23 protein-coding genes are annotated in these 26436 nt (G+C 64.7%); 13 read left to right on the top strand and 10 right to left on the bottom strand.

Going from position 1 to position 26436, the window contains the following annotated elements; translation table 11 throughout:
• Positions 1–139: 139 nt before the first annotated feature.
• The 3 genes from M2320_RS14285 to M2320_RS14275 form a co-directional block, all read right to left on the bottom strand.
• Complete coding sequence (locus M2320_RS14285) at positions 140–1021, bottom strand: LysR substrate-binding domain-containing protein (RefSeq protein WP_264597856.1); 882 nt, start codon at positions 1019–1021, stop codon at positions 140–142.
• A gap of 86 nt (positions 1022–1107) precedes the next feature.
• The gene (gene katG / locus M2320_RS14280; protein WP_264597855.1) at positions 1108–3333 is read right to left on the bottom strand and encodes a catalase/peroxidase HPI; all 2226 of its coding nucleotides are present in this window, start codon (positions 3331–3333) and stop codon (positions 1108–1110) included.
• A gap of 647 nt (positions 3334–3980) precedes the next feature.
• Positions 3981–4682 carry a Crp/Fnr family transcriptional regulator gene (locus M2320_RS14275; protein WP_184427567.1) on the bottom strand — a complete coding sequence of 234 codons (702 nt, stop codon included), beginning with the start codon at positions 4680–4682 and terminating at the stop codon, positions 3981–3983.
• A gap of 91 nt (positions 4683–4773) precedes the next feature.
• Here M2320_RS14275 and M2320_RS14270 point away from each other — a divergent pair, with 91 nt between their 5' ends.
• Positions 4774–5955, top strand: coding sequence for an NnrS family protein (locus M2320_RS14270; RefSeq protein ID WP_264597854.1), 1182 nt, complete (start codon positions 4774–4776; stop codon positions 5953–5955).
• Between the two features lie 61 nt (positions 5956–6016).
• Here M2320_RS14270 and M2320_RS14265 read toward each other — a convergent pair whose 3' ends face one another.
• On the bottom strand, positions 6017–6262 hold the full coding sequence (locus M2320_RS14265) for a hypothetical protein (RefSeq protein ID WP_155444902.1): 246 nt from the start codon (positions 6260–6262) through the stop codon (positions 6017–6019).
• A gap of 580 nt (positions 6263–6842) precedes the next feature.
• On the opposite strand from M2320_RS14265, the gene M2320_RS14260 reads away from it, so the two are divergent.
• From M2320_RS14260 to M2320_RS14215, 10 genes are read left to right on the top strand one after another with little or no spacing between them, the layout of a single operon-like run.
• Entirely contained in the window at positions 6843–11879 is a 5037-nt protein-coding gene (locus M2320_RS14260; protein ID WP_264597853.1) for a 2-oxoacid:acceptor oxidoreductase family protein, read from the top strand.
• A 7-nt stretch (positions 11880–11886) separates the two neighbouring features.
• A complete protein-coding gene (gene rsxC / locus M2320_RS14255; RefSeq protein WP_264597852.1) occupies positions 11887–13236 on the top strand; it encodes an electron transport complex subunit RsxC in 1350 nt (449 codons plus the stop codon).
• On the top strand, positions 13233–14273 hold the full coding sequence (locus M2320_RS14250) for an RnfABCDGE type electron transport complex subunit D (RefSeq protein WP_184427571.1): 1041 nt from the start codon (positions 13233–13235) through the stop codon (positions 14271–14273). Before rsxC ends, M2320_RS14250 begins: the two co-directional genes overlap by 4 nt.
• Positions 14270–14980 (top strand): FMN-binding protein, encoded by a 711-nt coding sequence (locus M2320_RS14245; RefSeq protein WP_210304459.1) that lies wholly within the window; start codon positions 14270–14272, stop codon positions 14978–14980. The genes M2320_RS14250 and M2320_RS14245 overlap by 4 nt, the downstream gene beginning before the upstream one ends.
• The gene (gene rsxE, locus M2320_RS14240; RefSeq protein ID WP_184427572.1) at positions 14977–15669 is read left to right on the top strand and encodes an electron transport complex subunit RsxE; all 693 of its coding nucleotides are present in this window, start codon (positions 14977–14979) and stop codon (positions 15667–15669) included. Before M2320_RS14245 ends, rsxE begins: the two co-directional genes overlap by 4 nt.
• Positions 15659–16240, top strand: coding sequence for an electron transport complex protein RnfA (locus M2320_RS14235; protein WP_184427573.1), 582 nt, complete (start codon positions 15659–15661; stop codon positions 16238–16240). Before rsxE ends, M2320_RS14235 begins: the two co-directional genes overlap by 11 nt.
• A 1-nt stretch (position 16241) precedes the next feature.
• Entirely contained in the window at positions 16242–16511 is a 270-nt protein-coding gene (locus tag M2320_RS14230; RefSeq protein ID WP_264597851.1) for a hypothetical protein, read from the top strand.
• Positions 16512–16526: 15 nt separating this feature from the next.
• Positions 16527–17378, top strand: coding sequence for an FAD-binding oxidoreductase (locus M2320_RS14225; protein WP_264597850.1), 852 nt, complete (start codon positions 16527–16529; stop codon positions 17376–17378).
• A gap of 21 nt (positions 17379–17399) precedes the next feature.
• Positions 17400–18410, top strand: coding sequence for an FAD:protein FMN transferase (locus tag M2320_RS14220; RefSeq protein WP_264597849.1), 1011 nt, complete (start codon positions 17400–17402; stop codon positions 18408–18410).
• A 13-nt stretch (positions 18411–18423) separates the two neighbouring features.
• Positions 18424–19317 (top strand): (Fe-S)-binding protein, encoded by an 894-nt coding sequence (locus M2320_RS14215; RefSeq protein WP_210304460.1) that lies wholly within the window; start codon positions 18424–18426, stop codon positions 19315–19317.
• 102 nt (positions 19318–19419) lie between these two features.
• On the opposite strand, the gene M2320_RS14210 is transcribed toward M2320_RS14215, so the two are convergent.
• From M2320_RS14210 to M2320_RS14185, 6 genes are all read right to left on the bottom strand, one after another.
• Entirely contained in the window at positions 19420–21366 is a 1947-nt protein-coding gene (locus M2320_RS14210; RefSeq protein ID WP_264597848.1) for a nitric oxide reductase activation protein NorD, read from the bottom strand.
• Positions 21367–21566: 200 nt separating this feature from the next.
• Positions 21567–22370, bottom strand: coding sequence for a CbbQ/NirQ/NorQ/GpvN family protein (locus M2320_RS14205; RefSeq protein WP_264597847.1), 804 nt, complete (start codon positions 22368–22370; stop codon positions 21567–21569).
• 208 nt (positions 22371–22578) lie between these two features.
• Positions 22579–23934: a cbb3-type cytochrome c oxidase subunit I gene (locus tag M2320_RS14200; protein WP_264597846.1), complete on the bottom strand. Its 1356-nt coding sequence runs from the start codon at positions 23932–23934 to the stop codon at positions 22579–22581.
• Between the two features lie 15 nt (positions 23935–23949).
• Complete coding sequence (locus tag M2320_RS14195; RefSeq protein WP_184427579.1) at positions 23950–24405, bottom strand: c-type cytochrome; 456 nt, start codon at positions 24403–24405, stop codon at positions 23950–23952.
• Positions 24406–24424: 19 nt separating this feature from the next.
• The gene (locus M2320_RS14190) at positions 24425–24670 is read right to left on the bottom strand and encodes a hypothetical protein (RefSeq protein WP_264597845.1); all 246 of its coding nucleotides are present in this window, start codon (positions 24668–24670) and stop codon (positions 24425–24427) included.
• A 63-nt stretch (positions 24671–24733) separates the two neighbouring features.
• Positions 24734–25315, bottom strand: a complete 582-nt coding sequence (locus tag M2320_RS14185; RefSeq protein WP_264597844.1) for a cytochrome c oxidase subunit 3 — start codon at positions 25313–25315, stop codon at positions 24734–24736.
• 119 nt (positions 25316–25434) lie between these two features.
• On the opposite strand from M2320_RS14185, the gene M2320_RS14180 reads away from it, so the two are divergent.
• Positions 25435–25941 carry a SixA phosphatase family protein gene (locus M2320_RS14180; RefSeq protein WP_264597843.1) on the top strand — a complete coding sequence of 169 codons (507 nt, stop codon included), beginning with the start codon at positions 25435–25437 and terminating at the stop codon, positions 25939–25941.
• Positions 25942–26028: 87 nt separating this feature from the next.
• Positions 26029–26409 (top strand): hypothetical protein, encoded by a 381-nt coding sequence (locus M2320_RS14175; RefSeq protein WP_264597842.1) that lies wholly within the window; start codon positions 26029–26031, stop codon positions 26407–26409.
• Positions 26410–26436 lie beyond the last annotated feature (27 nt).

Here is a 26436-nt window from a genome sequence, read left to right as displayed (position 1 = left end):
TGTTTTGACGCATTGTCTTCACGCGAACCGGCGGCGCCTCGCTCTTTCGACTCGCATCTCCAACCGGCTTGCTCCGCAGGCGGAACTGGCGATGGTCGCGGCCACGCGCTGATCCTACGCATGCGCCGGCCATCAATGTTCAGGCCAGATGCGCCGCAATGTCGCCGATCAGCTGCGCATGAAGGCCGTTGCGACGCCAAACCAAACTGATGGCGCGTTTGTAGCCTTGCGGGGACTTGATCGGGATATAGGCGACGCCGTCGTTGTCGCGACGCGCCATTTCCGGGATCAGCGTGACGCCCGAATTATGAGCGACCATGTGACGCAACGTCTCCAGGCTGGTCGCCCGGAAACTGTTGCGGTCAACGCCGACCCCGGCCTTGTTGCACGCTTCGATGATCGGAATGTTGAGGCAGTGCCCCTCGTCGAGAAGCAGCCAATCGTCGTCCTCGATCTCGCCGGGATGAATCGCCTCGGCGCAGGCCAGGGCGCGCTTGCTCTGGACGGCGAGATAGAGGTCCTCCTCGAACAGCAGCCGATGCTCGTGTTCGAGCGTCGCCGCGCTGGGAACGACCAGAATGGCGGCGTCGATCGCCCCCCTGTCCAGTTTGGCGATGAGCGCATCCGTCTTGTCCTCGAGAATCTGCCACCGGATATTGGCCTGCGCGTCAAAGCGGGCGATGCTTTCGAAGAAGCTTGGCAGGTAATAGGGGGCAATGGTCGGAATCACGCCAAGCGTGATCAGCCGGGGGCGCTCCCCGCGCGTAATTTCATGCGCATATCGCCTGATCTCGGCGGTTTTTTCCAAAATCAGCCGCGCATTGGCGATGATGAAAGCGGCGTCCTCAGTCGGCGTCACGCATTTGGGGGTCCGTTCAAACAGCACGACGCCGAGAAAATCTTCGAGCTTCTTGATCTGCAGGCTCAAGGCCGGCTGGCTGACATTGCAGACATTCGCCGCGAGGCTGAAATTTCTCTTGTCGGCGAGCGCGACGAGATATTCGAGATCGCGGATATTCATTGCCATTTCCTTAGGTCAAATTGCGGCCCCGCGAACGGGAGAACGGCCGGGGCGGCGGCAACCCTGCGCCCCGGCCCATCATGTCGTCAGTTGCGCTGCAGGTCGAAACGATCGAGGTTCATCACCTTGGTCCAGGCGGCGACGAAATCACGAACGAATTTTTCCTTCGCATCATCCGAAGCATAGACTTCGGCCACGGCCCGCAGCTCCGAATTCGATCCGAACAGGAGATCGACGGGCGACGCCGTCCATTTCACCTTGCCGGACTTGCGGTCGAGGCCCTCATAGACGCCCTCGTCCTTGGCGGACTTCACCCATTGCGTCGACATATCGAGCAGATTGACGAAGAAATCATTGCTCAACTTGCCGGGCTGCGCGGTCAGGACGCCCAATTTCGAATGGCCCTCATTGGCGTCCAGCGCCCGCAAGCCGCCGATCAGAACGGTCATCTCGGGAACGGTCAAGTCAAGCTTGCCGGCGCGGTCGATCAGCAGTTCGCCCGGCGACTTGTCATTGCCCTTGCCGTAATAATTGCGAAAACCGTCGGCGGTCGGCTCCAGCACGGCGAAGGAGGCGGCGTCGGTTTGTTCCGCCGTCGCATCCGTGCGGCCGGGCGTGAACGGCGCCTTGACGTCGTAGCCCGCCTTTTTGGCGGCGTCCTCGACGGCCGCGGAGCCGCCAAGCACGATCACATCCGCCAGCGAGACCTTCTTGCCGTCCGAGCGGCCCGCGTTGAACGCGCTCTGGATCGCCTCCAGTTTGGCGAGCGCCCGGGCCAGTTCCTCGGGATCGTTGACCGCCCAGGCGTTCTGGGGCGCGAGCCGGATGCGGGCGCCATTGGCGCCGCCGCGCTTGTCCGTGCCCCGGAATGTCGCCGCCGCCGCCCAAGCCGTGCGCACCAACTCCGCATCCGACAGGCCTGATGACAGCAGGCTCGCTTTCAACGTCGCGACATCCGCCGCGTCGATCGGCTTGGTGTCGGCCTTGGGCAGCGGGTCCTGCCAGATCAGGTCCTCCTTGGGGACATCGGGCCCGAAATAGCGCGATTTCGGCCCCATGTCGCGATGGGTCAGCTTGAACCAGGCTTTGGCGAAGGCCAGCTTGAACTGCTCGGGATCGTCATGGAAACGCTTGATGATCTTGCTGTATTCCGGGTCGAATTTCAGCGCGAGATCGGTGGTGAACATCATCAGCGGATGCGCTTTCGACGGATCGTGCGCGTCGGGCACGATGTCCTGGGCGTCCTTCGGCATCCATTGCGTGGCGCCCGCCGGGCTCTTGGTCTGAACCCAATCGTGTCCGAGCAGATTGTCGAGATATTGGGTGGTGAAGTTGACGGGATCGACCGACCAGGCGCCTTCGAGGCCGCTGGTGATGGTGTCGGCGCCCTTGCCCGAGCCGCATTTATTGGCCCAGCCGAGTCCCTGCTGTTCGATGGGGGCGCCGGCTGGGGCGGGACCTACGCATTTTTCCGGAGAGGCCGCGCCATGCGCCTTGCCGAACGTATGGCCGCCGGCGATGAGGGCGACGGTTTCCTCGTCATTCATGGCCATGCGGCCGAAAGCCTCACGAATATCCTTGGCGGCGGCGAGCGGATCGGGTTTGCCGTTCGGACCTTCCGGATTGACGTAGATCAGCCCCATCTGCGTGGCGCCGAGAGGTTTCTCCAGCTTGCCGTCGGCGCCGCGATTGTTCGAGAGAAACTGGGCGCCGGCGCCCCAATAGACCAGATCCGGCTCCCAATCGTCGGCGCGTCCGCCGCCGAATCCGAAGGTCTTGAAGCCCATGGATTCGAGCGCGACATTGCCTGTGAGCACCATCAGGTCGCCCCAGGACAGTTTCGCGCCATATTTCTTCTTGACGGGCCAGAGCAGGCGGCGCGCCTTGTCGAGATTGGCGTTGTCGGGCCAACTGTTGAGCGGTTCGAAACGCTGCTCGGCGCCGCTTGCGCCGCCGCGTCCGTCAAAAATCCGGTAGGTTCCCGCGCCGTGCCAGGCCATGCGGATGAAAAACGGCCCATAATTGCCGTAATCGGCCGGCCACCAGTCCTGTGACGTGGTGAGGACGGCCTTGATGTCCTTCTTGACCGCCGCGAGATCGAGGCTCTGGAAGGCCTTGATATAGTTGAAGTCGGGGCCGAGCGGATTGGACTCGGCGGCGTGGCTGCGCAGCTGGGACAAGTCGAGCTTGTCAGGCCACCAGAACTGGTTCGGCCGCGGCGCGCCGTCCGCCCAAGCCGACGCGTTCGCGCCCAAGACGATGGCGGCCGAAGCGCCGGCCGCCAAAAAGTAATTCTTCAATCGCGACTGCATTGCCTTGTCCTGTCTCGTCGTTCATTTTGAGGAAATGACGGCCAAGGATTAGCAATCGAATATAGTTTTAGAAAAATATATTGATCTTATCGCCGCAATAAGCCGCGCTTATTGCGAATTGCAGAACGGTTTTCTGCTGGCGGCAACGCAAGAAATAGTCCGGAATGATCCGGAAACACACGCAAGGTCGCGCGGATCACCGTGGCGAAACGCGCTTGAGCGCTTCCTCGCGCTGGAGGGCGGAAAATCCCGATGTCGCGTTGCGCCTCACGCAGAGGTCAGGCCAGTTCGGCCCTTTCCCCGGCGACCGCTGTTGACGACAAATGTTTGCGCCGAATCTCGCCTGTTGGGTTGTGGTGGGGCGTTTTTTTCCGTGAAATAGCTGCTGATTCCGTGAAATTTCTGCGCGAAACGGTGCAAAAACCGTTCGATTCTTGCGCATGCACGCGGGCGGTTGTGTACGAGATGTGCCGGTGAGGGCGTTTGGCGCCGGTTGGGCGCGCGTTAGCTCGAGCGGCTTTTTTTCTAATTAAAACAGGGTTTCACGGTCGTTCAGGCAACCGAGATGTTTCACGTGAAAACAAAACAGGAACAAAATCTTGTGTTTTGCGCGTTTTCACCTGGAATTGCGACATTACTTTCGCCGCTTATTCGCTCTCGACGCCCTTGGCGATGGCCTGCAAACCTTCCTCATTGCGCACTGTGAGGCGCTGGCGGCCGCATTCGACCAGGCCGAACGCCTCCCAGGCGCTGAGCGTGCGGCTCACCGTGTGCAAGGTCGAGGCCGTCATCTCCGCAAGATCCTGGCGCGACAGCGGGAAGTCGATCTTTACGCCCTCTTCGGACGGGCGGCCCGCCTGGTGGGCGAGTTGCAGCACCGCGCCGGCGATGCGCTGCTCCACCTTTTGCGTGGACAGGTCGAGGATGCGCTGCTGGGAATCCTGCAAGCGCGCGCCCAGCGCCCGCATGGCGTTGACGGCGAGCGCGGGATAGCGGGCGATCATGCCGGCCCACAGCGAATTCGGCCAGGACAGGGCGAGCGAATCGACCGCCGCCGTGGCGGTGCCGGGATAGATGTCGCACTGGATCGCCATGGCGACGCCGAACATGTCGTCGGGATTGACGAAGCGGACCACCATCTGCTGGCCCTGCGGGTTGAGCCGGGTCACGCGCAGCCGTCCGTGCAGCAGCAGGAAGAATTTTTCGGCCGGCTCGCCCTGGCGGAAGGCGACCTCACCCTTGGGAATGCGGAAAGACTGGGCGTGGGCGAGGATGTCGTCGAGCGCCGCGCCGTCGAGCCCGGAAAAAGCCGGGGCCTCAGCGATCAGCGAACGGTCGAGATGCGGCATTCTTCCTCCCGGCGTCTGTTTGTCGGCGCGCAAACTTGGTTCTTTGGCGAGGGTTTATCAGAGGACACGCCCATCACCAAGGGAGCCGTTCATGTCCGAATCCGCGCCGAAGCGCCGTCGTTACGAGGGGCCCGCCCTCTTCAGCATGGGGTTCCGCCCCTTTTTCCTCGCCGGCGCCTTTTGGGCCGCGGTGGCCGTGATGCTTTGGCTGCCGCAATATTTCGGCGAGCTGACCCTGACCACGGCTATGCCGCCGATGGATTGGCACGCCCATGAAACCGTTTTTGGCTATGGCGCCGCCGTCGTCACCGGGTTTTTGCTCACCGCCGTGCCCAACTGGACCGGGCGGCTGCCGATCCAGGGCCGGCCGCTCGCTTTGTTGGCGCTGTTGTGGTGTGCTGGGCGGGCCGCGCTGCTGCTGTCGGGGGCGATTGGGTGGCTGGCCGCCGCTTTGGTCGACTGCGCGTTTTTGTTGACCGTCTGCGCCGTGATCGGGCGCGAGATCGTCGCCAGCGGCAACACCAAGAATCTGAAGGTGCTGGTGTTTGTCGGGCTGCTGGCGGCGGCGAATGTCGCTTTCCATGTCGAGGCGCATTTTTTGGGGAGCGCCAACTATGGCCGCCGGTTCGGCGTCGCCGCGCTGATCGCCCTGGTGATGCTGATCGGCGGGCGCGTGATCCCGAGTTTTACCCACACTTTTGTTGGGCGGTTGGGGGCGGGGCGGCTGCCCAAAACCTTTTCGCGCTTTGATGCGGTGTGTCTGGGCGTTTCGGTGCCGGCGCTTGCTGGGTGGGTGGTTGCGCCTGATCATCGGCTGGTCGGGGTGGCGATGATCGTCGCCGGCCTGCTGAATTTCGGGCGTCTGGCGCGCTGGGCGGGCGAGCGCACGGGGGCGGAGGCGCTGGTCGCCATCCTGCACGTCGCCTTTGTGTTTGTGCCCGTGGGGTTTGTGCTGAACGGGCTGGCCGCTTGGACCAGCGCGATTCCGCTCAGCGCGGGGCTGCACGCCTGGGGCGTGGGGGCGATCGGCGGCATGACGCTGGCGATCATGACGCGCGCCAGTCTGGGGCATACGGGGCGGCCGCTGCATGCGGGGCGGGCGACCCAGGCGATCTACGGGGCGGTGCTGCTGGCGGTTTTGGCGCGGATCGCGGCGGCGTTGGCGCCGGAACACGCCTTCGTCCTGCTGCATGTCGCGGCTTTTGCGTGGCTCGCGGCGTTTGGCGGCTTTGTCGCGGCTTACGCCAGCGCGCTGGTGCGGCCGCGCTTATAAAATTTTGCCCGGAGATCCCTTGGATGTCCGGGCTTGCGTTCGCGAGAGGCGCGGCCTGCGGTCAGTGGTTGTCCCAGTCCCGCAGCATGCAATATTTCGCATAGTCGAGGGAGCCGACGAGGTCGCGATGGCCGCCGGACCAGGCGAGCACGGTGGTCCCGTCCGCCTCGACGCCCACCAGCGCAGCCTGGCGCAGACGTCCGGCCTTGGCGTTCTCGAGCCAGCGGGTCAGCGTGTCGATCACGTCCTCGACGGGCTCCGGCCCAGGAAAGCTTTCGCCGTTCAGCCTGACGACATTGGTGGACATTCGGCGCTCCTGACTGCGTGTAACAATATCGTGAACGTTCGAAGCTTACACCATGTGGTCGCCAAGTGAAACGCTCATTTTGCTGTTTTTGCGTACTGATACGGAGAGCACAGCATAAACAATGAGTAATATGGCTGAGGTCAAGCGCAAGGATCGATCGGGTTTGTTTGCTCAGCCAAATCCGCGCTTTAGCTTCGCCTTTCCCAGGATGGTCCGCAAACGGCCGCGCTTGTGCTTTCTGACTTCCGATGCGTAATGTTGCTGAAGCGCGGCGGACTTGCTTCGGCTCATGCAACGGGCCTTGAGGCGGCAAGCGCGCGCTTGCCGCCCTCGTTCGCGACCCGAGTGCGGCAGCCCCATCGATAAAGCTAAAGTTAACCGGAAAATTGATCGTCGTCATGGCGCCGGGGCGTCAATTCGGCGAACTTGACTCAAAGCTTGGCTCTTCACTACCGGTACGTCCTGACGGCCCGGGCTGCGCCTATTCCGTAGTGCGCCCTTATGTCGCAGATGAATTCGGTCAAACTGTGAATAGTAAAAAATCAACCGCGTGGCGTGCGCGCGTCGAGGACTTGAGATGATGCTGAAGAAGATTATGGACTCTCTGACCGGCGCCAGCCCCGCTCCCGAGGTGAAGGCGGTGAAATACCCGGGTGTCCGTGACGCCGTGGATGGAAACACCGCGATCATCCATGTCGAGCGCGAAGCCTCCGACGCCGCCGGCGCCTATCCGATCACGCCCTCCACGCAAATGGGCGAATATTGGGCCGAGGAAGCCGCGAGCGGCCATCTCAACGTCAGCGACCGTCCCCTGATCTTCGTCGAGCCGGAGAGCGAGCACGCCGCCGCCGCGGTGACCGCCGGTATGGCAATGACCGGCCTGCGCGCCACCAATTTCTCGTCGGGGCAGGGCATCGCCTTCATGCACGAGAGCCTCTACGCCACCGTGGGCAAGCGTCTGCCCTACGTGCTGAACATGGGTTGCCGCGCCATCACCAAGGCGAGCCTCAATGTCCATGCCGGCCATGACGATTACCATTGCGTCGACGACACCGGCTTCATCCAGGTGATGGCCAAGAGCGCTACGGAAGCCGCCGATCTCAACTTGATCGCGCGCAAGCTGGCGGAACTGTCGCTGACCCCGGCCATCGTCGGTCAGGACGGCTTTTTGACCACCCATCTGATCGAATCGGTGACCCTGCCTGAGCGCGAACTCGTCGCCGAATATCTCGGTAAGCCCGACGATTTCATCGACACGCCGACTCAGGCGCAGGCCATGCTCTATGGCCCGAAGCGCCGTCGCGTGCCCGCCATCTGGGACGTGGACGTGCCCATGGCCTCGGGCTCGGTGCAGAATCAGGACGCCTATATGCAGGCGGTCGCCGCGCAGCGTCCTTATTTCTTCGACGAGGTGCAGCCGCTCGCCGACCGCTGCATGGCGGAGTTCGAGGAGCTGACCGGCCGCAAATATGGGCGGGTGAGCGGCTACAAGACCGACGACGCCGACTACATTATCTTCGGCATGGGCAGCATGGTGGTGCAGGCCGAGGCCGTCGCCGACTATCTGCGAGAAACCCGCAAGCTCAAGGTCGGCGTGGTCAACCTCACCATGTTCCGTCCGTTCCCCGGCGATCTCGTGTCAAAAATCCTGCGCGGCAAGAAGGGCGTCGCCGTGCTGGAGCGCACCGACCAGCCGCTGGCCGAAGACTTGCCGTTGATGCGCGAAGTCCGCGCCGCGCTGCACAAGGCGCTGGAAAACGGCTTTGACGCCAACAGCTCCATCGCGCCCTCGCATCCCGGTTATCCCGCGCTGGCCGCGCATGAAATGCCGCGCCTCTATTCGGGCTGCTATGGCCTGGGGTCGCGCGACCTCCAGCCGGAGGGCCTGATCGGCGCAGTCGAAAACATGCTGCCGACCGGCTCCAAACGCTCCTTCTATTATCTGTCGGTGGATGTGGCGCGCGAGCCCGGCCATCCCAAGGACGAGCTGCACCAGCAGACCTTCCAGAGCGCCTATCCGAGCGCGACGAAAATGGTGGTGCGCGGTAGCGAGAACCCCAATCTGATGCCGAAGGGCGCGATCACCGTCCGCATGCATTCGATCGGCGGCTGGGGCGCGATCACCACCGGCAAGAACCTCGCCATGACCCTGTTCGAACTGCTCGGATGGGAGATCAAGGCCAATCCCAAATATGGTTCGGAAAAGAAGGGCCAGCCGACCACTTATTATCTGTCGGCGGCGCCGGAGCCGATCCGGGTCAATTCCGAATATGTCTATGTCGACGTCGTGCTGTCGCCCGATCCGGCGGTGTTCGGTCATTCCAACCCGCTGTCCGGCCTGAAGAAGGGCGGCGTGTTCATCATCCAGAGCAATCTGGGCGAGGACACTTGGGCCTCGTTCCCGCGTTGGGCGCAGCAGCAGATCGTCGACAACGAGCTGCGCGTCTTCTATCTCGACGCCTTCAAGATCGCCCGCGAAGAGGCCGGCAGCGCCGAATTGCAGCTGCGCATGCAGGGCAACGCCTTCCAGGGCGCGTTCTTCCACGCGTCGAGCGTGCAGGAGAACGCGGGCCTCAGCGAAGAGACGCTGTTCGCCGCGATTGAAAGGCAGCTTGAGGCCAAGTTCGGCTCCAAGGGCGCGCGCGTGGTGGCCAACAACCTCACCGTGGTGAAGCGCGGCTATACCGAAATCCACGAGATCACCCACAAGCCCGTGGGCGCGGTCCCCGCCATTGCGGCCAAGGGCGGCAATCTGCCGATCATGCTGAAGAGCTGCCCCGCAGGCGACAGCAGCTTGGCTCCGGTCGCCGACATGCACCGTTTCTGGGAGCAGACCGGCCATTTCTACGCCACCGGCAAGGGCAGCGACAATCTGCTCGACCCCTTCATCGGCGCGTCGCTGATTCCGGCGTCCTCGGGCATTTTCCGCGACATGACCGGCATTCGCTTCGAGCATCCGGTCTGGGACGCCTCCAAATGTTCGGCCTGCGCCAAGTGCTATACGGTCTGTCCGGACAGCGCGATTCCCGGCCTGGTCAACAGCGTCAGCGAAGTGTTCGCCACCGCGCTTGACCGCGTCGAGCGCTCGGGCACGCCGACCAAATATCTGCGCCGCTCGGCGCGCGCCGCCGAGCGCAAGCTGCGCGGCCTGATCGGCCCGAATGGCAATGTCGCGGTGCGTCCGCTGATCGACAAGGCGCTCGACCAGGTGTTGGACGAGGCTCCGCTGGAGGAGCGCGCCGCGATCGAGGCTGAATTCGAACTGCTCAAGGTCGAACTCGGCTCGTTCGATTTCGCCGCGCCGACGCTCTATTGGCGCCAGCGCGAGAAGAAGGCGCCGGGGACCGGCGGCCTGTTCTCGATCACCATCAATCCGCTGACCTGTAAGGCCTGCGGCCTCTGCGTCGACGTCTGCGGCGACGGCGCGTTGAAGATGGAGACCCAGACCGAGGAGTCCGTCGAAAGCCTGCGTCGCGACTGGAATTTCTGGCTCGACTTGCCCTCGACCGGCGCGGAATTCAGCCGCATCGAAAACCTCGACGAAAAGGTCGGCGCGCTCGAAACCCTGCTGCTCGACAAGGCCAACTACAACGCCATGACCTGCGGCGATGGCGCCTGCCTGGGCTGCGGCGAAAAGACGGCGATCCACCTGTTCACCTCCACTGTCGAAGCGCTGATGCAGCCCCGCGTGAAGGCGTTCATCGGCAAGCTGGACAAGCTGATCACCGATCTCGAACAGCATATGCGGCTGGAATTGGCGCAGGCTGTGGATTTGTCGGACACCGGCGCCGTGGTGCGCGCGGTGGACTCGGCCGCGCCGCATGACCTCACCCTGTCGACGCTCGCCGACAAGCTGAATGACGGCAAGCCGTCGCGTCCGCTCGACCCGGCCTGGGTCAAGCGCGCCGCGAAACTGCTGGAAGCCTTGAAGGATTTGCGCTGGCGCTATGTCGAGGGGCCGACCCAGCGCGGCCGCGCCTCGATGGGCATGGTCAATTCCACCGGCTGCACCTCGGTGTGGGGCTCGACCTATCCCTACCACCCCTATCCCTTCCCCTGGACCTCGCACCTGTTCCAGGACTCGCCGTCGGTCGCCATGGGCCTGTTCGAGGGCCACATGGCCAAGATGGCCGAAGGGTTCAAGGCCGTTCGTCAGGCGGAACTGGAGCTCAAAGGCCAGTATGTCGAAGAGCGCGACCGCGACTTCTTCAACCGCTTCAATTACGAGCAGTTCACCGACGAGGAATGGCATTTGTGCCCGCCGGTCGTCAGCCTGGGCGGCGACGGCGCCATGTATGACATCGGCTTCCAAAACCTGTCGCGCATGATGATGGCCGGCAAGCCGATCAAGGTCCTGGTCGTCGACACGCAGGTCTATTCCAACACCGGCGGTCAAGCCTGTACGTCGGGCTTCATCGGCCAGGTGTCGGATATGGCGCCCTATGGCGCGGCCCAGCATGGCAAGAGCGAAATCCGCAAGGAGATCAGCTTGATCGCCATGGCGCACCGCTCCTCCTTCGTGCTGCAGAGCACGATCGCCCATGTCACCCATCTGCTCGAAGGCTATATCGACGGTTTGAACTCGCGCCGTCCGGCCCTGTTCAACATCTATGCCGTGTGCCCGCCCGAACATGGCGTGGGCGACGATCGCAGCATCGCGCAGAGCAAGCTGGCGGTGGAAAGCCGCGCCTATCCGCTGTTCCGCTACGATCCCGACGCGGGCGAGACCTTCTCCTCCGCCGTCAGCCTCAAGGGCAACCCGTCCGTCGATTCCGACTGGCCGTCCTATGTGCTGAAATATATCGACGAGTCCGGCGCCAAGGGCAAAATGCACACCCATGTGACCTTCGCCGATTTCGCGGCGACGGAAGCGCGCTTCGCCAAGCATTTCCGCAAGGCGCCGCCGGAAACCTGGAACGATTCCATGGTTCCGCTGGCCGAGCTGATCTCGCTGCCCGCCGACGAGCGCGAAGGTCTGTTCCCCTATATCTGGGCGACCGACCCCAAGGGCCGTCTGATGCGCCTGATCGTCGCGCAGGAGCTGGTCAAGGCGAGCGAAGAGCGGTTGCAGTTCTGGCGCCAGCTCAAGGATGTCGTGGGCAAGCCGCCGTTCGACGAGGCCGCTGTGGCCGATCGCGTCCGCAACGACCTGACCAAGCGCCTCAACGCCAGCATCAGCGCCGCTTTGGGCGTCAGCCTCGGCGCCTCGGCTCCGGCTCCCGCGGCGCCGGCTCCTGCGGTTCCTGCGCCCGCGGCGGTCCCCGCTTTGGCGGCGCCGGCTCCGGCCCCTGCGCCCGCTCCGGCTCCGGCGGCGGCTCCGGTCGCGGAGGCCCCCGCCGCCGCGCCTGCCGCCAAGGGCCTGCCGGACTACGAGCCCGTCTATGTCGATACGCCCGAATGCACCGCCTGCGGCGAATGCATGGATCAGGCGCCCGGCGTGTTCGCCTATAACGACGCGAAGCTCGCGGTCGTGACCAACCCGAAGGGGGCGAAATACGCCGATATCGTCAAGAGCGCCGAGCGTTGCGCCGCGGGCTGCGTGCATCCCGGCACGCCCTGGGACGCCGGCGAGAAAAATCTCGAAAAACTGATCGCCCGCGCGAAAAAGTTCAATTGAGGCCTCGATGAAACTTTTCACCTTCCTTCGCGGCGAGGCCTTCGCCCGAGGCATCCATCCGCCCGAGCACAAGGGCACGGCGGCCATGCCGATCACGCGCGTGCCTTTCGCGCCGCGCCTGATCGTGCCGCTGTCGCAGAACGTCGGGCGCCCCGCCAAGCCGATCGTCAAGGTCGGCCAGGAGGTGGTGCGCGGCCAACCGCTGGCGCAAGCCGACGGGTTCGTCTCGGTGCCGCATCATGCGCCGGTCAGCGGCGTGGTCGAGGCGATCCGTCTCAACCCGACTTCTGGCGGGCTGTGGACGGAATCGGTGATCATCCGCGCGCTCCCCGGCTCGCCGCAGAGCGTCGAGTGGGAGGAGCCGGTGGACCTCGATCAGGTCGATGACGCCGGACTGATCGCGGCGGTGCAGCGCACCGGCATTGTCGGTCTGGGCGGCGGCGTGTTCCCCACCCACGCCAAGCTGCGGGTGCCGAAAGAGTTTCCGGTGGATATGCTCGTCGTCAACGGCTGCGAATGCGAGCCGTATCTGACCAGCGACCATCGCATCATGGTCGAGCGCGCCAAGGACATTATGAAGGGCATCGCCATGTCGCGGCGCCTGTTGAAAAATCCGCGCGCCATTATCGGGGTCGAGGACAACAAGCCCGACGCTGTCGAGGCTTTGCGCGCCGCGCTGCCGCCCGGCGGCGAAGTCACGGTGGAATCCGTGCCGACCAAATATCCGCAGGGCGCCGGCGAAATGCTGATCAAGACCCTGCTGAACCGCGAGGTGCCGCCGGACGCGCGCTCCTATTCGGTCGGCGCCTATGTGCAGAATGTCGCGACGCTCGCCTATATGGGCGCGCTCGCTCCGCGCGGACGCGGTTTTATTGAGCGCGTCATCACCGTGGCGGGCAATGCGGTCACGCGCCCCGGCAATTATCTGGTGCCTATGGGAACGCCGCTGCGCTTCCTGCTCGACTATGTCGGCGCGCCGGAAGCGGGCGTCGAGGTGATTTTCGGCGGCCCGATGATGGGCCAGGCGGTCGCCTGCCTCGACGCGCCGATCACCAAGGGCGTCTCGGGCATTCTGGTGTTCCGCGCCCGCGACCTCGAGGCTCCGCCATCGAAAAAGAGTTTCCCGTGCATCAAGTGCGGCAAGTGCGTTGAAAGTTGCCCGATGGGATTGAATCCGTCCACGCTCGGCATGCTCGCGGCCAAGCGTCAGTATGACACCATGGCCGACAATTACAGGCTCGGCGCCTGTTTCGAGTGCGGCACCTGCTCCTATGTCTGCCCCGCCAACATTCCGCTGGTGCAGCAGTTCCGCGTCGCCAAACAGGTGTTGCGCGGCAAGCCGGAGAAGGCGGCATGAGCGTCGAAATCCGGTCCGCGCCCCACATCAAGGCTGACTCTGGGGTGGTCAAGATCATGCGCAATGTCGTGTGGTCGTTGCTGCCGATCTGCGCCTTTTACATCTGGCAATACGGCATTTCCGCGCTGGCTTCGCTGGTCGTGGTCACCGCGGCCTGTCTGGCGGCGGAAGAATTCTTCCTGCGGCTCGGCCGGCAGTCCGGCGATCTCGGCGACTGGTCGGCGACCATCACCGGCATCTTGCTGGCGCTCACCCTTCCCGCCGGCTTTCCGCTGTGGATGGGCGCCGTCGCCGGCTTCGTCGCCATTGGCCTGGGCAAGGCGATCTTTGGCGGTATCGGCCACAATCTGTTCAACCCGGCTTTGGTCGGGCGCGCCTTCGCCCAGGCGGCGTTCCCCACGGCCATCGCCACCTACACCCCGTCCTTCATGCCGGGCCGGTTCTTCGAGTTCATCCCGTCGAGCCTCGCGCTGCCGTTCATGACCCCGGCGGATACGACCGCCTGGGCGGCCTCGCATCTCGACGGCGTCAGCAGCGCCACGCCGCTGGCCCGCTGGAAATTCGAAGGCGTGCTCGCCAGCAATTGGGACCTGTTGACCTCGCTGTCGGGCCATCTGGCGGTCGGCCCGTCGCCGCTGCTGATCCTGGCCTGCGGCGCCTATCTGGCGTGGCGCGGCTATCTCGACTGGCGCATTCCCGCCGCTGTTTTGGGCAGCGCCGCGCTGCTCGCGGCCGCGCTCTATCCGCTCAACCCGCAGCATTTCCCCGAGCCCGGCTTCGTGCTGTTCTCCGGCGGCCTGATGCTCGGCGCGGTCTATATGGCCACCGACATGGTGACCTCGCCGGTCACGCCACGGGGCATGTGGCTCTATGGCGCGCTGATCGGCGCGCTGACCGTGATCATCCGCTATTCCGGCGGCCTGCCTGAAGGCGTGATGTACGCGATCCTGATCGGCAATGCGGCGACGCCAATGATCGAGCGCGTCACCCAGCCGCCGGCCTTCGGCACAGCCCCCACCAAGGAGACGAAAGCGTGAGCGCGCCGGACACCACTTCGCAGCCGCAACCGACGGATGCGCTGGCGCATGCGACGCCGACCTTCACCCTGTTGCGCGCGCTGAGCGTCGTTTCGGCGGTTTGCGGCCTGATCATCGTCGCCAGCTATCTGCTGACGCTCGACCGCGCCAAGGACAACCGCCGTCTCGCCTCCGAGCGCGCGGTGGTCAAGGTGCTGCCGAACGCCAAGACGGTCAAACCCTTCCTGGCGCTCGCCAATGGCGACATCGTCCCCGCCGGCGAGGGCGATCCGCCGACCGGCGCGATCCGCTTCTATGCGGCCTATGACGAGAAGGGCCGGCTCGACGGCATTGCGGCGGAAGGCGCGGCCAAGGGCTATGCCGACATCGTCCGCGTGATGTTCGGCTACCGCAAGGAATGCCAGTGCATCGTCGGCATCGGCGTGGTCTCCATGCGCGAAACCCCCGGCATCGGCGACAAGATCCTCACCGACAAGGATTTTCTTGCCAATTTCAAGGCGCTCGACGTGCAGCTGAACGAGGACCTCACCTCGCTCGCCAATGAGGTCAAGGTGGTCAAGCACGGCACCAAGAGCCAACCCTGGCAGATCGACGCGATCTCCGGCACCACCATCACGTCCCGCGCCGTGGGCAAGGGCATTAATGAGGCGGCGCAAGTGCTGCTGCCGCGCCTCGTTCCCAAAATCGACCGATTGGAGAAGCCATGAGCGAGTCCTTTTCGTCCCTGATGGCGCCGCCCAGCACCTGGGAGGAGTTCACCGAAGGTCTGTGGAAGCGCAATCCGGTGTTCGTCATGGTGCTCGGCATGTGCCCGACGCTGGCCGTCACCGTCTCCGCGATCAATTCGCTGTCGATGGGCATAGCGACCACCTTCGTGCTGGCGGCGTCCTGCTTCCTGGTCTCGGTCATGCGCAAGATGATCCCGAAGGAGGTGCGCATCGCCACCTATATCGTGATCATCGCCACCTTCGTCACTGTCACCGATTACGCCATCCAGGCGATCAGCCTCGATCTCTATGAGGCGCTGGGCGCCTATATCCAGCTGATCGTGGCGAACTGCCTGGTGCTCGGCCGCGCCGAGGCCCATGCGGCGCGCACTCCGCCCGTCGCGGCGACGATGAACGCCATCGGCATGGGGCTGGGCTTCACCCTCAGCCTGGTGATGATCGGCGGCGTGCGCGAAATCCTGGGCGCGGGCGCCTTCTTCGGCATTCCGCTGTTCGGCGAGCATTTCCAGCCCTGGGTGGTCATGGTGCTGCCGCCGGGCGGGTTCTTCGTCATGGCCGGCTGGCTGCTGCTGTTCTCCATCCTGCGCCGCCGCGCGCAGATGAAGGCTGACGCTCAATCCGCCGAGGCCGACGCCTTGAAAACTTCGGGAGCCTGTCATGGCGCGTGAGTCCCTCGCCCAGATCCTTCTGACAACCATCCTGTCGGGCAATTTCGTCCTGGCGATGTTTCTGGGCATGTGTCCGTTTCTCGGCGTCACCCACAGCGTCGCCGTGGCGTTCCCGCTGGGTCTCGCCACCACATTCGTCATCATCATCGCCTCGCTCAGCGCCTATCTGCTGAACTGGGTGCTGGGGTTGGCGCATTTGGAGTTCCTGCGGCTGATCTGCTACATCGTGGTGATCGCCTCGGCGGTGCAGCTCGTTGAAATGTATGTCAAAAAGCACTACCCGCCGCTGTTTAGGGCGCTTGGCATCTATCTGCCGCTGATCACCACCAATTGCGCCGTGCTTGGCGTCGCCCTGTTCCAGACGGCGCGCGACTATGACTTCATGCAATCGCTCACCTTCGCCATCGGCGGCGGCGTCGGCTTCACTCTGGCCCTGACGTTGCTCGCCAGCGTGCGCGAGCGCGTCGAACTCGCCGACGTGCCCGAGGCGGTTCAGGGCACCGTGCTGGTGCTGATGCTGGCGGGCGTGCTGTCGCTGGCCTTCATGGGCTTTGCGGGACTGGGGGGCTGACATGCTGATCCAGGTGACCGCCGCCGCGACTCTGCTGCTGGCGCTGCTGCTGGGCTGGATCCAGGTGCAGCGCATGGCGCGCCACGTCGCGGAGCTGCATCCCGAGGCGGGCCCGCTGCGCTTGGTCGGCGGCGGCTGCGGCGGCGTCGGCCATGCGCCCTCGCCGCTGGCCGAAAAGCCGGTGGCGAAAAAGCCCGAGGGCTGCGAAGGGTGTTCGAACACCTCCTGCAAGCCCGGCGCCGCCGTCGAAATCAAACCTCTTGCGAACTGAATTCAGGAGCCGTCCATGACCCTCTCCACCTCGGCCGAGGACTCCCGGCTCTGGCGCGCGACGCTGGTGTCCAACGACCGCATCACCGCGCCGGAATCGCGCGAAGACGTGCGCCGCCTGCGCTTCGCCATCGACGACTCTTTTAATGGTCGCGTCGGCCAATGCCTGCGGGTGCGCGCGCCCGGCCAGTTCGGCCAGCGCTATCACGAGCGCCTCTATTCCATCGCCGATCTGGAGCCGGCGCTGGGCGGACGCATCGGCCTCAATCTGTTGGTGCGCCGCTGCCATGTGATCGACGAATTCAATGGTGAGCGCTACGACGGCGTGGCCTCCAACCATTTGTGCAACCTGCCGCTCGGCGGGGAGATCGAGTTCACGGGACCGATCGGCCATCCCTTCCCGATTCCGGAAGACCGCGAGGCGCCGTTGCTGATGATCGGCATGGGCACCGGCGTCGCCCCGTTCCGCGGCCTCGTGCGCCGCATCTACGACGAGTTGGGCGGCTGGAAGGGCCCGGTGATGCTGTTCCACGGCGCGCGCAGCGGCCTGGAAATGCTCTACCAGAACAAGGAAAACGACGATTTCGGGCTGTATTACGATCAGCCGACCTTCAAGGCCTTCGCCTCCGTGAGCCCGCGTCCCGCCTTCGACGCGCCGCCGGCGCTGGATCTTGCTCTCGTCGCTCATGCCGGCGAGGTCTGGTCCATGGTCCAGGACGCGCGCACAAACGTGTTCCTTGCCGGGCCCGAAGCCTTGTTGCCGCTGGTGGACAAGGCGATGGCGCAGGTCGTAGGGTCCGCCGAGGCTTGGGAGGCGCGCTGCGCGCAGCTCAAGGCGCAGGGCCGCTGGCACGAAGTTTTGTATTGAGCCGGAATCCGGAGTTTTCGAATGTTGAACCGCCGCAAGATGATCTGGTCGTCGCTGGGCCTCGGCTCGGTGGCCGCGCTCGCCGGATTTGGCGCCGTGGCCTCCGTCGCCCATGCCCGCGAACTCAAGCCTTTTAGCCTCTCGGGCCGTGCGCTCGGCACAAAGGTGTCGCTGCTGGTGCTGGACACCGACGAGGCGCGCGCGAAAGCCGCGCTGGCGGACGCCCTCGCGGAAGTGCAGGGCGTCGACAAGGTGATGAGCCTGTATCGCGACGACAGCCAGGTGGTTGCGCTCAACCGCGCCGGCGCGCTTTCGGCGCCCGACCCCCGCTTTGTCGAAGTTCTTCGCTATTCGCAGGATTTGGCCGACCGCACCGGCGGCGGCTTCGACGTCACCGTGCAGCCGCTGTGGGATGCGTTCACCCAGGCCAAGGCGCAAGGCGGGCTTCCGTCCGCCGAGACGGTTCGCGACGCCAACGCCCTGGTGGGCTGGCGCGACCTCGACGTGTCCGACGAGGCCGTGCGGCTGCGTCGCCCCGGCATGGCGCTCACGCTGAACGGCGTGGCGCAGGGCTATGCCGCCGACCGCGCGCTGCTGGCGGTGCGCCGCCACGGGATCGAGCATGCGCTGATCGATGCGGGCGAGTTCGACACGCTCGGCCGCAAGCAGAACGACAAGCCATGGGTGCTCGGCGTGCAGGACCCGCGCGATGCCGAAAAGCTGACGGCGCGGCTCGGCATGGACGGGCGCGCGCTGGCGACCTCGGGCGACTACGAGACCTGGTTCACGCCCGATTTCGTCAACCACCACATTTTCGATCCGAAGACCGGCCATTCGCCGTTGGAGCTGGCGAGCACGTCGGTGCTGGCGCCGACCGCCTTGCAGGCCGACGGCCTGTCCACCGCCTTCATGGTGCTGGGCGCGGAGCGCTCGCTGGCGTTGGCAGCGACCCTGCCGGGCGTGGATGCGCTTCTCATCGGAAAGAACGGCCAGCGTTGGCAGACGCCGGGCCTGCCGGCGCTGAGCGCCTGAGGAGGATGGTTTCGTGGAGCAGTTAGGGCAGTTGGGCGTCGTCGGCATGGCCGGCGTCTTCATGGCCGGGCTCGGCGGTTTGCTGGCGCTGATGCTGGCCTTGGCGAACCGAAAGCTGTTCGTCTACGAGGACCCGCGCATCGAGGAAGTCGACGGGCTGCTGCCCAAGAGCAATTGCGGCGCCTGCGGTCTCGCCGGCTGCCGCGATTTCGCGGAAAAGCTGGTTTTGGGCGAAGTGGTCGCGGCGCGCTGCACCGTGAGCAGCCCGGCGCAGATCGGCGCCATTGCCCACTATCTCGGCGTCGAAGCCGGCGCGGTGGACAAGCGTGTGGCGCGGCTCGCCTGCGCTGGAGGGCGTCACGTCGCCTTTTTGCGCGCGAAATATGTCGGCCTGTCCACCTGCCGCGCGGCGGCGGTGGTCAGCGGCGGCGGCAAGGAATGCGGCTGGGGCTGTCTGGGCCTCGGCGATTGCGCCACGGTCTGTTTGCAGGGCGCGATCACGCTCGACGACCACGGCTTGCCGGTGGTGGACCAGGAAAAGTGCACCGCCTGCAACGATTGCGTCACCGCTTGCCCCAAGGGTTTGTTCGCTCTGGCCCTGGTCAAGGACAAGCTTTGGGTGGCGTGCAAGAGCCGCGCTGAGGGCGACCTCGCCGAGGCCGCTTGCGAAGTGGCCTGCACCGCCTGCGGCAAGTGCGTCGCCGACGCGCCTCCCGGCCTGCTCACCGTGCGCGACAATCTCGTCGAGATCGACATCGCCCGCATCGGCGAAGGCAAGCGCGAGTTCATCGACCGCTGCGCCACCGGCGCCATTGTCTGGTACGACGACAAGGGTATTCCGCAGCGCGGCGCGGCGGCGAAAAAGATTCTCCGCCATGACGACCTGCCGCTGAAGGCCGGGGTTTAGTCGGTCAACTGACAGACGTCATGCCCGGCCTTGTGCCGGGCATCCACGCCAGCCCGCCGGGGGCCATCCTCGGCAGTTCGCATAGTGGCGCCGCGTGTTGGTTCACCCCACGAGATGCCGGTAGATGGCGGGCAGGGCAACGCTGAGTTTTTCCGGCTGCGACACCAGGGAAAATCCCGCGGGGCCGAACAGGTGGGGGAGGCTGGCGCGCATCTGGCTTTCGATGGCCACGCAGAACACGCTTTGCCCGCTCCGCCTCGCCTCCTGCACCGCATGGCGGGTGTCCTCGACGCCGTAGCGGCCCTCATAATGGTCGAGGTCGTTGGGCTTGCCGTCGCTGATCACCAGCAGCAGTTTGCGGGCGTTCGGGCGCTGCGACAGCTTTTTTGACGCGTGGCGTATCGCGGCGCCGATGCGGGTGTAGAAACCGGGTTTCAGCCCCGCGATGCGGGCGTCGACGCGGGGGCCGAACGGTTCGTCGAAATCCTTGCAGATGTCAAAAAACACCTTTTCGCGCTTGAGCGAGGAGAAGGCGTAGAGGGCGAGGTCGTCGCCGCAGGCGTCGAGGCCGCGCGCCAAAGCGACGAGCGCCTCGCGCGCCACCGCGATCACTGCGCGGCCATGCACGGCGCTCTCGGTGGAGCGCGAGGCGTCGAACAGCACGGCGACGGCGAGATCGCGCTCGTCGTTGCGCGCGTCGCGATAGAGCCGGTCGCTGGATACGCCGCCGGCGCGGCGGTCGCTCACGGCGCGAACGACTTCGTCGAGGTCGAGTTCGTTGCCCTCGATCTGCCGGCCCAGCACGCGGCGCCTGGGCCGCAGCGTCTCGAACTGCTTTTTCGCGGCGTTGATGCGCTTTTTCGCGCCGGCGTCGAGCATCAGGCCTTGCGACGCCTCCTCGGCGATGTTTTCAAGGATGCGCGCCTGATCGGGCGCCAAAATCCCCTTTTTCCAATCCCATTCGGGATAGACGAATTTTCCGGAGAATTTTTCCCGGTCTCCGTCCTCGGGCGCGAGGTCGAGATCGAACTTGAGGCGGGTTTTCGGCTTCTTGCCATGTTGCGAGACGTCAATCCGCTCGGCGTCCTGCGCCGCCTTCTTGGCGTTGTCTTCGTCCTCATCCTCGACATGGCGATTGAGGTTCATGAAGTCGCCGAACGACAGCAGCGATTCGAAGCGATAGAGCAGCAGCGAATCTTTTCGCTCGGTTTGGTCGGCCTTCTGGCGCTTGGCTTTTTTTGTTTCCTCCGAGCCTTCCGAGGCGCCGCCGCCGGGCTCGTTCGTTTCCTCGCTTCGGCCTCCGCCGCTCGCGGGTTTTTCGGCGCGCTCGCCCCACATCAGCACCGGGCGACAGGGGCGATATTTCGGTGGGGCGGCGAGCGAGGCGAAGGCGTCGTAATCGCCGGCGAGCGCCCGCTGCAAGGGCGTGTCGATGTGCAGCGGCTGTTGCGCCAGCCGCGCGCGAATCCATTGTTCCAGTTCGGTTTCCAGAGGTGGCGCCATTAATTGCACACGCGCCGAAAGCGTGGCGGCGTAAAGCTCGTCGCGTGTCTTGCGCAGACCGGGGAAGGTGGCGACCGCCTTTTCGCTGTCGCGATGGGCGCAGCGCAGGCGCACGATATCGCGTTGCAGCGGATCATCAAAAAGGTCGCGCGGCGGGGTCGAGACCACCGCCAGCGCAGCCAGCCAGAGATAGAGTTTTCGGTTGAGGTCCGCCTGCGGGAATACGTCGAGTTCGGCCGGCAGGAACAGGGTGGCGCCGTCGAACCGCGCCGATTTTACCCGCTCGGTCTCGCGCGCCAGCCGCCTGAGCCAGGAGCGCCGATGCTCAGACGTCTCGTCGCCGCCCGCCTTGATCTCCACGCCCGCTTCGCCGCCGAGGCCGCGAAACAGCACGCCGAGCGAGCCCTTCACCGAAGCGAGGGCGATCGCGGCCTCGGGGTAGCGCGGCTCGGTGTCGAGCTTTTCGACGGTTCGGTCCCAAAAAGTTCCGACCGCCTCTTCCGGCTCCCAGAATTTCGATTCCTTCAGTGCGCGGAAGAACGACATGGCTTCATCCCCAAAGCGCCTTGGTAGGCTGCTGAAAAATGGGTGTGTTGATCCCCTCGTGCTTCGAGACGGCGAGCGTTGCTCGCCTCCTGAAGCGATGAGGGGATCAATGGATCAACAGAGTCGCCCTCACCCTGAGGAGCCCGCCTTGGCGGGCGTCTCGAAGGGCGGGGGCGGTCCACGGCTTCTTCAGCAGTCCGTTATCCCAAAGTCACCTGAACCAGATCGCGCAAGCCGGCGCGGACGTCGATGTCGTCGGTGAGCGGTTCGATCAGCGCGGCCTCGATGGCTTCCTCGCGCTTCATGCCGTCGGCCATTAGGCTAGCGCAGGCGACCAGCAGGCGGGTGGACGCGCCTTCTTCAAGATCCTGGCCTTTTAGCGCACGCAAACGGCCAGCCAATCGCACCAGTTGCGCGCACTGGCCCGACGCCAGCCCCGTCTCACGGGCGACGATCTCAGTCTCGGCTTCGGCGTTGGGATAGTCGAAGGAAATGGCGACGAAACGTTGGCGGGTGGACGGTTTCAGCGTCTTCAGCACCGACTGATAGCCGGGGTTGTAGGAGATCACGAGCATGAAATCGTCGGGCGCGTGAAGGGTTTCGCCGGTGCGGTCGAGCGGCAGGATGCGGCGGTCGTCGGTGAGCGGATGCAGGACGACGGTGACGTCCTTGCGCGCCTCCACGACTTCGTCGAGGTAGCAAATTCCACCTCGACGCACCGCCCGGGTCAGCGGGCCATCGCACCACACTGTCTCGTCGTTCTTGATGAGATAGCGGCCGGTGAGGTCGGCGGCGGCGAGATCGTCGTGGCAGGCGATGGTGTCCAGCGTCAGGTTCAGTTTCGCCGCCATATGGGCGACGAAGCGGGTCTTGCCGCAACCAGTCGGGCCCTTGAGAAGTACGGGGAGGCGGCGGCGGAAGGCGGCTTCAAAGATTTCGCATTCGCGGCCCTGCGGCTGGTAAAACGGGATTTCGCGATGTGCGGCGACAGCGGCGAGATGCATGGATTTGCTCCGTTTGGGGAAGAGAAGGGCGCCGGTGGTTGGCGCCCTTCTCCCCTTGCGGGAGAAGGTGGCCCCGAAGGGGCCGGATGAGGGGTTCGTTCTTGGCGACGGGCGCTCCCTCATCCGTCTCGCGCCCTTGGGCGCGAGCCACCTTCTCCCGCAAGGGGAGAAGGGGCTCCCCCTGCTGGCGCAGGGAGAGGCGATTTCGTTATTCCGCAGCCGCAGGGATCGCGCCGGTCACGACCGTCTTCGTGCGCGGCATCAGCAGCAGCGAGGAAATGAACAGCAGGGCGCCCAAAACCGTCACCACGCCGCCGCCGAAGCGCAGCAGGTAGAACAGGCCGATCTGGTCCTGCGCGTCCATGTAGCTCATGCCCTGCACGCGCTCGAGGTGCGTGCCGAGAGCGCCCGCGAAGGTGAGCGACACCGTCATGAACACCACGCCGGCGCTGGTGATCCAGAACGAGGCGATATTCAAGACCTGGTTGTAGGGCGCGCGGTTGAACAGATACGGGAAGGCGTAGGTCATGATGGCGAGGTTCAGGCAGACATAGGCGCCGTAGAAGGCGAGATGTCCGTGAGCCGCCGTCACCTGCGTGCCGTGGGTGTAGAAGTTGATGCCGTGCAGCGTGTGCAGGAAGCCCCACACGCCAGCGCCGAAGAAGGCGAGCACCGAGCAACCCAGCGACCAGATCATCGCGGCCTTGTTCGGATGGTCGCGGCGACCCTTCCACACCATGGCGAAGCAGAAGATCATCATGCCGAAGAACGGGACGACTTCGAGCGAGGAGAAGATCGAGCCGATCCACTGCCAGTAGCCGGGAGCGCCGATCCAGTAATAGTGGTGGCCGGTTCCCAGAATGCCGGAGAACAAAGCGGTGGCGATGATGATGTAGAGCCACTTTTCGATGACTTCACGATCGACGCCGGTGATCTTCAGCATCAGGAAGGCCAGAACCGAGGCCATCACCAGTTCCCACGTGCCTTCCACCCAGAGATGGACGACATACCACCAGAACATCTTGTCTTCGGAGGTGTTGGCGGGATTGTAGAGCGAGAACAGGAAGAAGATCGCGATACCCCACAGGCCCAGCAGCAGGACGTTGGTGATCGCGGTCTTGCGGCCCTGCAGCACGGTCATGCTGATGTTGAGCAGGAAGATCAGCGCCGCGACGATGATGCCGAGCTTGATCCACACCGGCTGCTCCAGATAGGAGCGGGCGTTGTCCGCATAGATGTGGAAGAGGTAGCCGACAACAGCCGAGAGGCCGCCGAGGAAGAAGATCGCAAACTGGACATAGGCCAGCTTGGGCGACCAGATCTCACGCTCGGATTCCTCCGGAATGAGATAATAGGCGGCGCCGAAGAAGCCCAGCAGCAGCCAGACGATCAGGGCGTTGGTGTGGATCATGCGCACCATGTTGAACGGGAAATATTCAACCGGCAGCAGATTGGGCGCGATGTAGATGAGGCCGCCGACCAGGCCGAACGAGACTTGTACGGCGAAGATCAATAATGCCCCTAGCCAATAGGTCTTGGCTATATTCTGTGTCTGATATTGCATCAATACCCTCCTGATTCAGTTGGCCTTGGGGCGCGGCGGCCACCCCTGCGTGTTGGTGCGGGAAACCCAGGCGAGGTAGTCGGCGAGATCGTCGAGCTGGGCTTCGGTCAGATTGAATTGCGGCATCTGGCGGCGACCCTGCGCGCCCGAGGGCTGGGCCTTCATCCAGTCCTTGATCATCTGATGCGCGCCGGCCGGGTCCTTCTCGCCGCCCCAGCGGCGGAACACGTCGCCGACCTCTGGCGCGAAACGGGCGCCTTCGCCGTGCAGCGTGTGGCAGTCGAAGCAGGCGTTGCGCTCCCAGACGCGCTTGCCGCGCTCGACGGATTCCGTCAGCCCCGCGTTATCCGTGCCTTTTGTCAGAATGTAATGGCGGCTGTGCGCCGTCAGTCCGACAAAAATCACGAAGAAGAACAGGGACCCGCCATAAAAAATATTTCGGGCTGTTGATTTGGTCAGGACTTCACTCATTCATTTGCTCCCGGTGCTCCTAATGTTGCGACGAGCTGTGGTTTTCCGCGCGCAGCGGCTGTTGCGGCGTCGGAAAGACGAGGATCGAACCGGCGACCAGGGCCAGCACGAGAAAGGTCACGGCGAAGAAGCCGGTCAGAGCCGCAGGCGCGGCGTCGAGGCCGAGATAGCGGGCGAGCACGATGCGGGTTTTCAGCGCGGCGGCGAGGACGACCACGACGAGCCAGAAGGCGCTCGCATGCGCATCCGCCGCGACGGCGAGCACTAAAGAGAGCGTTATCAATAGGATAAAGGCTCGGGTGAGGCGGGAAGTTGTCACGCTCATGGCTCACCGCATCAGGTAGAAGACGGGGAAGACCACCAGCCAGATCAGGTCGACCATGTGCCAGAAGGCGGTTCCGGTCTCGACGGCGGTTTTGGTGGCGAGGCGGCCGACGATGCCGAGAATGATCAGGCCGAGCACGACATGCAGGGCGTGAAAGCCGGTCACCAGGAAGTAGAGAGTAAAGAAGGGCGAGGAGTCGATGTCGTGCCCGGCCGCAAATTCGCCGGCGTACTCAAAACCCTTGACGACCAAAAAGCCGAGGCCGAGCGCGCTGGCGGCCGCGAGCCACAAGCGGGTTCGGGTGGCGTCTCCCGCATGCGCGGCCTGGTTGGCGCGCGCGGCGAAATAGCCGCTGGTGAGCAAAAGCGCCGTATTGGCGACGCCGGCGAGTCGGTTCAGCGAATCCTGCTCCAGCGCGAAGGCCAGCGGGTTTTGTGCGCGCGCGCCGGCATAGCCGAGCAGGGCGAGGCCGAACACGGCGAGTTCCGAGGCGATCAGCACCCACATCAGCGGGTGGCCGGGCAGGGCGGACAGCGGCCCCCATTCGGCGGGCGCGTCGGCGGTTTGGGTGGTGGCGGCGTTCATGCCGCCTGTGATGCGGCAGACGGTCGCAGCGAACGTTGCCCACGCGCAAGTTGCGGCGGGAAAGTGGAATTTTTGGCGCGGTTCCCCTTGCTGGGGCCATGGCGCATAATGGGCGCGCCATGACCCGACAGCTCTATTTGCTCCGCCACGCCAAATCGTCGTGGGACGAGCCGGATCTCTCCGACCACGATCGCCCGCTGGCCAAGCGCGGGCGCAAGGCCGGCGCGCTCTTGCGCAAATTCTTCAAGGCGCGGTCGATCCGATTCGACGCCATCCTGGTCTCCAGCGCCAAGCGCGCACAGGAGACGCTGGCGGCTCTTGAGCTGGACGCGCCGGCGGAAACCCTGCCGGCGCTGTACCACGCCGCGCCGGATGCGATTCTGGACATTCTCCGCGCAGCGCCAGAGCAAGCCGAGCGCCTGCTGGTGATTGGCCACAATCCCGGACTTCACGATTTCGCGCTGCTGCTTTGCGCGACTCGCGGCGACGAACCGGCCCGCCGCATGGCGGAGAGCTATCCAACCGGGGCGCTCGCGCAATTCGAGGTGGACCGCCCCTGGACGCGATTGGAGCTGGGCTGCGGAAAACTGACGGGCTTCGTCACGCCGCGGGAGCTGAAAGATTAGACCGCGAGGGCCTGTGCCAGGCCCTTGCAGCGCGCGCGTTTCAGGCCTTTACTGCCGGCTTGAAGGTCGGAATGGAAACCGCCGCTGATGCGCGTCGCCGTGTCGCTCGCTTTGCTTTGCTTGAATGGGCCCGCATCCGCCGAGCCGGCCGGGACGCTGCGCGCGCTGGGCGAGCAGCTCCGCGCCTGCCTGGCGCAGCCGGCCGCGGCGGGGGCCGGGACGGCTCTGACGGGCGAGATCACATTGCGGTTCAGCCTGCGGCGCGATGGCGCTCCCATCGGCCGGCCGCACATTACATTCTCGCGGCTGCCGGCGGGAGAAGCCGACAAGCAGATGGCGCTCGACGCCTTCGCGGCGCAGCTCAACCGCTGCCTGCCCTTGCGCATCACCGAGTCCCTGGGCGGCGCGATCGCCGGCCGGCCCTTGACGCTGCGCCTGAGCTTCGGCGCGCGCGAGCGTGGGATTTAGCGGATTGTCACACTCTGGCGTTACAGA

The sequence above is a fragment of the Rhodoblastus acidophilus genome (assembly GCF_025961575.1).
In the GTDB taxonomy this organism is placed as follows: Bacteria; Pseudomonadota; Alphaproteobacteria; order Rhizobiales; family Beijerinckiaceae; genus Rhodoblastus; species Rhodoblastus acidophilus_C.
This window is presented reverse-complemented; position numbering and strand designations above follow the sequence as displayed.